This is a genomic window from Deltaproteobacteria bacterium, assembly GCA_009929795.1.
Classification (GTDB): Bacteria; Desulfobacterota; Desulfovibrionia; order Desulfovibrionales; family Desulfomicrobiaceae; genus RZZR01.
Map to the genome: position 1 here is coordinate 60,381 of RZZR01000002.1, position 9,162 is coordinate 69,542.

At 60.8% G+C, this 9,162-nt stretch carries 7 protein-coding genes; 4 read left to right on the forward strand and 3 right to left on the reverse strand.

Going from position 1 to position 9,162, the window contains the following annotated elements:
* The first annotated feature begins 30 nt into the window (after positions 1-30).
* Positions 31-3,585 (forward strand): phosphoenolpyruvate synthase, encoded by a 3,555-nt coding sequence (locus EOM25_00605; GenBank protein ID NCC23687.1) that lies wholly within the window; start codon positions 31-33, stop codon positions 3,583-3,585.
* Positions 3,586-3,744: 159 nt separating this feature from the next.
* Here the strand turns inward: EOM25_00605 and EOM25_00610 are convergent, their stop codons facing one another.
* Genes EOM25_00610 through EOM25_00620 form a run of 3 tightly spaced genes read right to left on the reverse strand, consistent with a single transcriptional unit; the run spans position 3,745 to position 6,374 of the window.
* Entirely contained in the window at positions 3,745-3,960 is a 216-nt protein-coding gene (locus EOM25_00610) for a hypothetical protein (GenBank protein ID NCC23688.1), read from the reverse strand.
* Between the two features lie 28 nt (positions 3,961-3,988).
* On the reverse strand, positions 3,989-5,803 hold the full coding sequence (locus EOM25_00615) for a DUF3365 domain-containing protein (protein NCC23689.1): 1,815 nt from the start codon (positions 5,801-5,803) through the stop codon (positions 3,989-3,991).
* Positions 5,804-5,855: 52 nt separating this feature from the next.
* Positions 5,856-6,374, reverse strand: a complete 519-nt coding sequence (locus EOM25_00620; GenBank protein NCC23690.1) for a hypothetical protein — start codon at positions 6,372-6,374, stop codon at positions 5,856-5,858.
* Between the two features lie 177 nt (positions 6,375-6,551).
* Between EOM25_00620 and EOM25_00625 the strand changes: the two genes are divergently transcribed.
* The 3 genes from EOM25_00625 to EOM25_00635 form a co-directional block, all read left to right on the forward strand.
* The gene (locus tag EOM25_00625) at positions 6,552-7,349 is read left to right on the forward strand and encodes an undecaprenyl-diphosphate phosphatase (protein ID NCC23691.1); all 798 of its coding nucleotides are present in this window, start codon (positions 6,552-6,554) and stop codon (positions 7,347-7,349) included.
* A gap of 55 nt (positions 7,350-7,404) precedes the next feature.
* The gene (locus EOM25_00630; protein NCC23692.1) at positions 7,405-8,463 is read left to right on the forward strand and encodes a diguanylate cyclase; all 1,059 of its coding nucleotides are present in this window, start codon (positions 7,405-7,407) and stop codon (positions 8,461-8,463) included.
* On the forward strand, positions 8,460-9,162 hold a 703-nt coding region (locus EOM25_00635; GenBank protein NCC23693.1), incomplete at its 3' end, for a tRNA nucleotidyltransferase. The genes EOM25_00630 and EOM25_00635, both read left to right, overlap by 4 nt.

The following is a 9,162-nucleotide window of genomic DNA, read 5'->3' on the forward strand; positions in this document are numbered from 1 at the left end:
GATCAACGCTGAATTCCAGGGAGGAATAAAATGGATAAGGCTCGCCAGAAAAAAGATTCCAGGGAGAAGGACGTCGACGCCGTAGGGCGAAAACTTGTCCTCTCCGGACCCGACATCGCCCTCATCGGCGAGGAGGCCGAACTCCTGGTCGGCGGCAAGAACTACAACACGGCCATCATTTCCAACATCCCCGACATCAAGGCCCCCCAGTTCAGGGCTATAAGCTCCGTCGCCTTCCACAGCGTCCTTGACGAGACCAAGGTCAACGCCGCCCTGGTCCGCCAGACCGTGGAAAAGGCCTACAATTCCGTCTCCTGGGGAGATCAGGAGGTCAACGAGGATCCGGACTTCCTGAGGGCGTTCGTCCGCCGTATCGCCCGGGAGATCCGCGACGGAGGCAAGGCTGAGGAACGGACCGTGGCTCTGCGGACCTTTATCAACAATGTGGTCGATGGTTTCGCCACCTCCCCCGAAGGCATTGACCAGCTACGCAGACGTTCGGTCCTGGTTCAGGCGGCCATTCTCTCGGTGACTTTGCCCAGGCAGGTAGACGGGGCCGTGCGCGAGGCCTACCAGCAGATCTGCGACGAGGCCAAGATGGAGGGTGTGCCTGTGGCCGTCCGCTCCTCGGCCGCTGGCGAGGATAGCCGAAAAAAGGCCTTCGCCGGGCTCCAGGATACCTATCTGAACATCGTCGGCGAAGACAACGTTGTCGAGGCCTATCATTGGGACTGCGCCTCAGCGTACAATCTGCGCTCCATGACCTATCGACGGGAGGCTGTCCTGGACGCCGTGGCTAGAGCCGAGGCCGTAGGGGACAACTCCATTGCCGAAAAGGCTAAACGCGAGTGGTCCATCGAAAACACATCCCTTTCAGTGTGCATCATGCGCATGATCGACCCGGTCATCTCGGGCACGGCCTTCAGCGCGGACACGTCCACTGGGTGCCGGGGAACGGACCGAAAGGACCTCGTGTCCATCGACGCCAGCTACGGCCTGGGCGAGGCGGTGGTCAGCGGTCTGGTCACTCCGGACAAGTTCTACGTCTTCCAGCGTGACGACGGCCACGAGGTGGTCATCCGCTTCATGGGGCTCAAGGACAAGAAGATCGTCTACGACGACAGCGGCCTGGGGACCAAGGTTATGGAGGTCGAGCCCGACCTGGCCTGCCGCTGGTCCCTGTCCATGGCCCAGGCCGAGATTGTGGCCCGGGGGGTCCGGATTATCAGCAAGGCCTACGGCGGCATGATCATGGACTCGGAGTTCTGCATTGACAACACCGACCGACTCTGGTTCGTCCAAGCCCGGCCCGAAACCAGATGGAACGAAGATCTGGAAAAACATCCCCACACCATCTTCATGCGCCGCATGGAGGTCGACCCCAAGGCCACGGTCAGCGCCGAGGTCATTCTAGAGGGCAACGGCGCATCCCGCGGAGCCGGCCAGGGCAAAGTCAAATTTCTCCGCTCAGCCCTTGAATTGAACAAGGTCATGAAAGGAGATGTGCTGGCCGCCGACCGAACCGACCCGGACATGGTCCCGGGTATGCGCATCGCCTCGGCCATCATGGCAGACGCCGGGGGCGACACCAGTCACGCGGCCATCACCTCCCGTGAACTGGGCATTCCCGCCGTCATCGGTATCAAACGGCTGGAAACCTTGCGTTCTCTGGACGGCCACCAGGTCACCGTGGACGGTTCCCGGGGCCGGATCTATCGCGGTATCATCCCCCTCATTGAGGTCGGCGGCGAGATCGATGTCCAGGCCCTGCCCGCGACCAAGACAAAGATCGGCCTCATCCTGGCCGACGTCGGACAGTCATTGTTCCTGTCCAGACTCCGCAACGTCCCGGACTTCGAAATCGGCCTTTTGCGGGCCGAGTTCATGCTCGGCAACATCGGGGTCCATCCCCTGGCCTTGGAGGCCTACGACAACGGCACCTTGGAATCCATGGTCCAGCAAAAGCTCAAGGACCTGGAAAATGACCTGAGCAAGATCATCCGGGACCAGCTGGTGGGCGGGCTCATCTCCATGGACCTCAAGCTGCGGCAGTACGTGGGCATTGTCACCGGGCTGACCGAGGCCATGGATGAACTGGCCAACCGCGAAGGCATGCGTGGAACCGACGAGGTCCTAGCCATCCACCGCCGGCTCCGCGAGTTGGACAAGAAGCTGGACAAGCATCTGGAATTCGCCACCCAGCGTCTGGACGTCCTCAAAACCTCCGACGACCTGAACGAACACATTGCCGTGATCATGGGCTGGGCCGACGAACTGGACAGCTTGGGGAATGATCCGGCCAATTCCAGGGTCCAGGAACTCAAGGAAGAAATCAGCATCATCTACGGCCGGATTAGCAGGAATTCCCTGGTTGCCGACACCATGGAGCGTATTGCCGAACTCAGGCTCGACGTGGCCAAAAAGGCCGGACTGGTCCAGGACATGGACGACGTCAGGAACCTGACCCAACGAATTTCAGAACTTCTCCGCCAGCGAGGCTACCGCAACGGCCGGGAACTCTACATGCAGACCCTGTCCCAAGGATTGGCCCTGTTTGCCATGGCCTTCTACGGCAAGCCCATCATCTACCGGACCACCGACTACAAATCCAACGAGTACCGCAACCTCCTGGGCGGCATGCTCTTCGAATCGCACGAGGACAACCCCATGCTCGGCTACCGGGGCGTGTCCAGGAACATCCACGACTGGGAATTGGAGGCCTTCAAGCTGGCCCGGGGCATGTACGGCGGCCAGAACCTGAACCTCATGCTGCCCTTCGTCCGGACCATTGAGGAAGCCAGAAGCATGAAACGCTACTTGGCCAAGGTCCACAACCTCGTCTCCGGCGAGGATGGCCTGAAGCTCATCCTCATGTCCGAGATCCCCAGCAACGCCATCCTGGCCAAGCAGTTCATTTCGGAATTCGACGGTTTCTCCATCGGCTCCAACGACATGACCCAGCTCGTCCTGGGCACGGACAGGGACAACTCCATGCTCCGGCACATCTACGACGAGGAGGATCCGGCCGTGGTCTGGGCCATTCTGACCACCATCTTCACCGGTCAGAAGGTCGGTAAGAAGGTCGGATTCTGCGGCCAGGGCGTTTCCAACTCCAAGATCATTCGCGGTCTGGTCTGCATAGCCGGCATCGTCTCGGCATCGGTCGTTCCCGACACATACGCCCAGACCAAGCACGACGTGGCCGAGATCGAACAAGAAGGTATCGACCTGCCCCGTCTGGGACCATGGCTCCAAGAACAGCATCTGGCCCGTCTGCACGCCAGAATGAAGGAACACAACTACGACCACATCCTCAAGCACACCACCGCCCCCTCGGACCTCATGGAATGGTACGAAGGCGAGCTTTCCAAGCTGCACCAGCAGCTTCGCGACGCCCTGGGAAGCCTGAAGGAAGAAGTCATCCGTCAGCAGTTGGCAGATTTCCGGTCCCATTTCCACAAGCCAATCATCTACGCCAACTGGGACTGGGACACCACGATCACCGACGCCCTGCATCAGGCCGGATTCTCCTCCTTCGAGGAACAGGCCGCCGCTTTGAAAAAGCAGCGCCAGAACATCTGGTAGTCCCGGCTCACACTTCACGAATAAAAAAGCCCCGCCCGGATGAACCGGACGGGGCTTTTTCTGTTTCAGCTTGTGGCTGGGTTCAATCTTGGCAGATATAAGGCAGGGCCGACGTCAGTATCTGGTTTCTGGACATATCGAGATTCTTGAAATTCCAGGTCAAATTTCCCCTGGATCGATCACCCGACATTCCTCGTTGGGACACCACCATTCATCATCGACTTGACTCTTCGTGGCCTTCTCCAGAGCCGGCCTGGACTCCGGGGCCTCCAGACTCTCCTGGACCCGGCCCTGAAGCTCCTTACTGCTCCGGCCCTCCAGGGCCTCCATCTCCTTGTGGGGCAATGCCTCCTGACTGGATTTCGGATCAGTCATTTCTCTCCTCCGCTCGTTCGTAGCTCCGCTATTCCACCTCGGTCATTTCACCGATGAGGGTGTTCAACTGATGGGCCAACTGGGCCAACTCGGTCACGGCCTGGGCCGACTGGTTCATGCCCTCGGAGGTCTCGGCCGTGATCCGGCTGATGTCCTCCACGGCCCGGTTGATTTCCTCGCTGGCGGCGCTCTGCTCCTCGGCCGCCGTGGCGATGGACCGAACCTCGTCGGCCGTGTGGATGGACAGACCGACGATCCGGCGCAAGGCCTCGCCGGAACTCTTGGCCAGGGCATTGGCCGATTCCACGGCCTTGACCGCCTCGTCCACGTTCTGGACGTTCACGGCCGCGCCCTGCTGGATGTTCTGGATGGCCGTGCCCACCTCCTTGGTGGCCTGCATGGTCTTTTCGGCCAGCTTGCGAACTTCGTCGGCGACCACGGCGAAACCTCGCCCGGCCTCGCCGGCCCGGGCAGCCTCGATGGCCGCGTTCAGAGCCAGGAGATTGGTCTGGTCGGCGATGTCGGAAATGACGTCAAGGATGCGGCCGATGCTCTCGGCCTGCTTACCCAATCGTCCCATGTCTCCCTTGAGCTGGATGGCCTGACTAGAGGCCTGATCGTTGGCCATGACGGCCTCTTCAACGATCTTGGCTCCCTCCTCGGCCTCGGACCTGGCCTTGTCCGCGCTCTGGGCCGCCGACGAGGAGTTCCGGGCCACCTCTAGGACCGTTGCGTTCATCTCCTCCATGGCCGTGGCCGTTTCGCTCGTTCTTTGGTCCTGGATGCCGGCGCCCTTGCTGACCTCGTCCACCTGGGCGGCCAGCTCCTCAGAGGCCGAGGACAGCTGGCTGGCGATACCCGCGGCCTCCATGGCCACGTGGGTCATCTTGTCCAGAAGGCGGACGACCTTTTCCTCTTGGATCTTGGAATCCCTCAAGGCCCCTTCGGCCCTCTCCCGCTCCCGCATGGCCTCGGCGCTTTTGTTCTGAGCCTCGGACATCTTCCCCTTCAGGTTCTCGACCATCTTTGCGATGGCCTCCTTCACCTTGGCCAACTCGGAATAAAAAGACCCGACGGGCTTGGAATCGAGATCACCCCCGGCCACGGCCTCGGCATACCCGATGATCCGCATGAGCGGAGTGATGATCTGCATGTTCATGGCCACATAGACCAAAACGGAGATGACGGCCAGGATGCCCAGGGTCCAGAGCGTGATGCCTATAGCAGCCGTACGGACCTGGGCGTTCACCGCATCCAGGGAGGAGATGATCTGAAAGGCCCCGTGGATCTCCCCGACCTTCCAGCCCTCTTTGATCCCGCCGACCACATCGGGCGTCCCCTTAGGATCGCCGTGGCAATAGAGACATTCCTCGGTCAGCCGGACCGGGCGGAAATACCGGATCCGGTCCTTTTCGACGATGACCTTCTCCTGGATATTCGTTTTCCTGAACTCGTCGAGGACCTCCTTCTCCTGGGCCGTCGGAGTGTTGGCCGGATTCCTCGGACTCTCCTTGGGAGCCTTGAATTCGTATCCGGCCTTTTTTGCGTTGACCTGGGCCATCTCCATGGCCGTGACCACGGGCACGGCCTCCAGAATATCCTTGGCAGGAATTTCCTCGAAGGGCCGGATCACTCCCCGCCGGAGCTTGTCGGCCATCTCGTCGCGGGCCGCCTCGGCCATGAGCACGATGGCCTTGCTCTTTTCGAGAATCCCATTCTCGGCCCCCTGACGAATGTCCGAAATCCGCTCGTATCCGGCAATGACCGAAATCAGGATCGGACCGAGCAGGGCCAAGCCCAGAATCTTCCAACGCACGCTGATGTTCTGCAGAAAACCGGCCATGATCATCCTCTCCTTTGTCCTCGCACGAATGAAACGAATGTTGAAGACTCAATCACAAAATATGCCAGGGAGCAAGATTGTCGTTGCCGTACTTGCCTGGAATCTCCGGAATGGACAGGACCAAAAAGGCCTCGGATTCGTCCGATATAGCCCGGGCAAAGGTGTCCTTGATGCTGTAGACAAAGGCCAGGGGATGCCTCTGTCCGTCGTCCATACGCGGGGTCATGAGCACCCGCAGGACCGGGTTCTGGACCATGTCCCGGTCCAGGATGGTCTGCTGCATCCGCCGCAGGGCCTTGGGATCGTTCTCAGCCTGCCAACCGAGCCCCAGGCCGCGGCGTTCGGGCACGACCTTGAACCGGCCGGTTTTGGGGACGAACATCAGGGCCGACGGGTTGGCGGCCGTGTTGCAATAGTACGATTCGTAGCTTTCGGTATCGGCCAGAATCTCCTGGATGGTCAAATCCAGACCCACTGCCGAGGGAAAAACCATAGGAGCCTCGGCCCGAGTCCCGCAACCCGACAAAAACCCGATGACGACAAGCACGACGAAGAGGGACACTCTGGACATGGGACGTTCTCCTTGATGCTGTGTTGAAGTTTGCAGAACCGGGCCGGCTCGTGCGAGGGCACACCCGGTTGGACGCTCTGACCGTACACCAAGTTTGACCGCAGGAAAAGAAGCGGATAGGTGCGGACTAGGTGTTTTTATCCCTGCACGCACCCTCCAACCCCTCGGGCCGACCACATGCACGATATCTTCGCAGCCCTCATCCTCGGCATTGTCGAGGGCGCCACCGAGTTCCTTCCGGTCTCTTCCACCGGACATCTGATCATCGCCGGACATCTGCTCGACTTCACCGGCCCCCGGGCCGACGCCTTCGAGGTCATTATCCAGCTTGGAGCCATCCTGGCCGTGGTCGTGCTCTACCGCTCGACTTTCCTCGGGCTGATCCGGCCCGGAACCCCGGGCCGCTTCCAGGGCCTGCGGGGCATCCGACTTCTGGTTTTGACCTCCATCCCTGCCTCGATCCTTGGCTTGATCGTCCACAACCAGATCAAGGAGTACCTCTTCCACCCTCTGCCAGTGGCCTGGGCCCTGGGTATCGGGGCACTGGCAATACTGGCCGTGGAACGTCGGGCCGGAAACAGCGGCCGATTTGCGACTCTTGACGACATCACCCCGGCCCTGGCCCTGGGCATCGGATTCTTCCAGTGCCTGGCTCTCTGGCCCGGGTTTTCGCGCTCCGCCGCAACCATCATGGGAGGAATGCTTTTGGGGGCCAACCGCCGCCTGGCCGCAGAATACTCCTTTCTTGCCGCAGTGCCCATCATGTTTGCGGCCACGGGATTCGACCTCTTGAAGAACTGGTCGCTGTTCGGGCCCAAGGACTTGGCCGTCCTAGCCGTGGGTTTCGTCTGCTCCTTTCTCTCGGCCCTGGTTGCGGTGGCCCTGTTCATCCGGCTGCTTCAAAGAATGTCCCTTCGCCCCTTCGCCTGGTACCGACTGGTCCTCGCGCCCATGGTCTTCGTCTTCTGGACCTGAGGGCTCCGGATACAAACCCTTTGCCTTCAAAACTGCTTAGGTCTATGGTCCAACCATGTCTATTACTTCCGAATCCTCATCGAAATCGGTCTTTCGGAAAAAAACCATCCTTGTGGCTGATGACGAGCCACTGGCCCGAGAAAGCGTGGCCGAGTATCTTGAGGATCAAGGCCACGTCGTCGTCCAGGCCGCCGACGGACTTGAGGCCCTGGGAATTCTGGACCGCATGAACCCTGACCTCGTTCTCCTCGATCTGATCATGCCCGGCATGGACGGCTTCCAGGTTCTGGACCGCCTGTCGGACCGATTGGAGAAGCTGCCGGTCATCGTCATCTCCGGTACGGGGTTGGTCCAACACGCCGTCCAGGCACTGAAAAAGGGAGCCTGGGATTTCATCACCAAACCTTTCACGGAACTCGAGGTCCTGGATCATGCCGTGGACAGGGCCCTGGAACGGGCCAGGCTGCTGCGCGAAAACAAGGCCTACAACGAACATCTGGAGGAACTCGTCCAACAGCGAACCGAAGAGCTTCGGTCCGAGATCGAGCGCCGCACGGAGGTCGAGGCCAAGCTCCGAGAAAGCGAGGACAGATTCAAGGAGATGAGCCGTCGGGACGACCTAACCGGGCTCTACAACTCCCGGCATTTCCATCAGCAGATCAAAACCGAACTGGCCCGGTCCCAGCGATACGGACACTCTTTGTCCCTCGTCTTCCTGGACATCGACAACTTCAAGATTTTCAACGACCGCTACGGCCACGTTCAGGGCGACCTGGTTTTGGAGACCCTCGGCCGGACAATCCAGGCCCACATCCGTAACCCCGACTCGGCCTTCCGCTATGGTGGCGAGGAATTCGTCATCCTCCTGCCGGAAACTCCCTGCGAAAAGGCCGTCAGCTTGGCCGAACGGCTTCGCAAGAGCTTTGCCGCCCTCGAATTCAGGCCCATGGAGAACACGGTCGTTCGCATCACGTTGAGCGTCGGCATTGCCGAACACCTCCCCGGAGAAGACGAAATCGCCTTTGTCGCCCGGGCCGACAAGGCCATGTACGAGGCCAAGGCGGGCGGCAAGAACATGACCGTCGCCAACGGCCGATCCTGCCGCCGACCATGAAATGCTACGCTGTCGGGGGGTCGGTCCGGGACATGCTTCTCGGACGCCCCGCCGCAGACCGCGACTTTGTTGTCTTCGGGGCCACTGTCGAGGAATTCCTGGCCGCCCATCCCGGGACCGTGACCGTGGGAGGAAAGAACCCCGTCCATCTTTTCCAGGGCGACCAATACACCCTGTCGCTTCACCCCGATCTGAAATCGGACCTTGCCTCCCGGGACCTGACCATCAACGCCCTGGCCCTTGATGAAGACGACCGGATCGTGGCCCATTCCCTGGCCCTGGACGATCTGGACAAGAAAATCCTGCGTCCCGTGTCCGAGGCCAATTTCCTGGCCGACCCCGTCCGGGCCGTCCGGGCCGCCCGATTCTCCGCCCAGTTTCCTGATTTCGACCTCCATCAGGATACCCTTTGGGCCATGCGGTCCGTGGCCGGGAAGGGTCTCCTGGAGAGCATTGCCGCCGAGCGCGTCGGTCAGGAAGTGCTCAAATCCTTGGCCACCCCCGAACCTGGCCGATTCGTCCGGGTCCTGGAACAAGGGAACTGCCTCGAACCCTGGCTGACCGAACTCGACGGGGCCCGGAGCATTCCGGCTGGTCCCAGGCCCCGGCACGATGAATCCCTCCTGGAACACACGGCCCGGGTCATGGACCGACTGGCCGGGGATCCCTTGTCCGTCTGGATGGGCCTGTGCCACGATC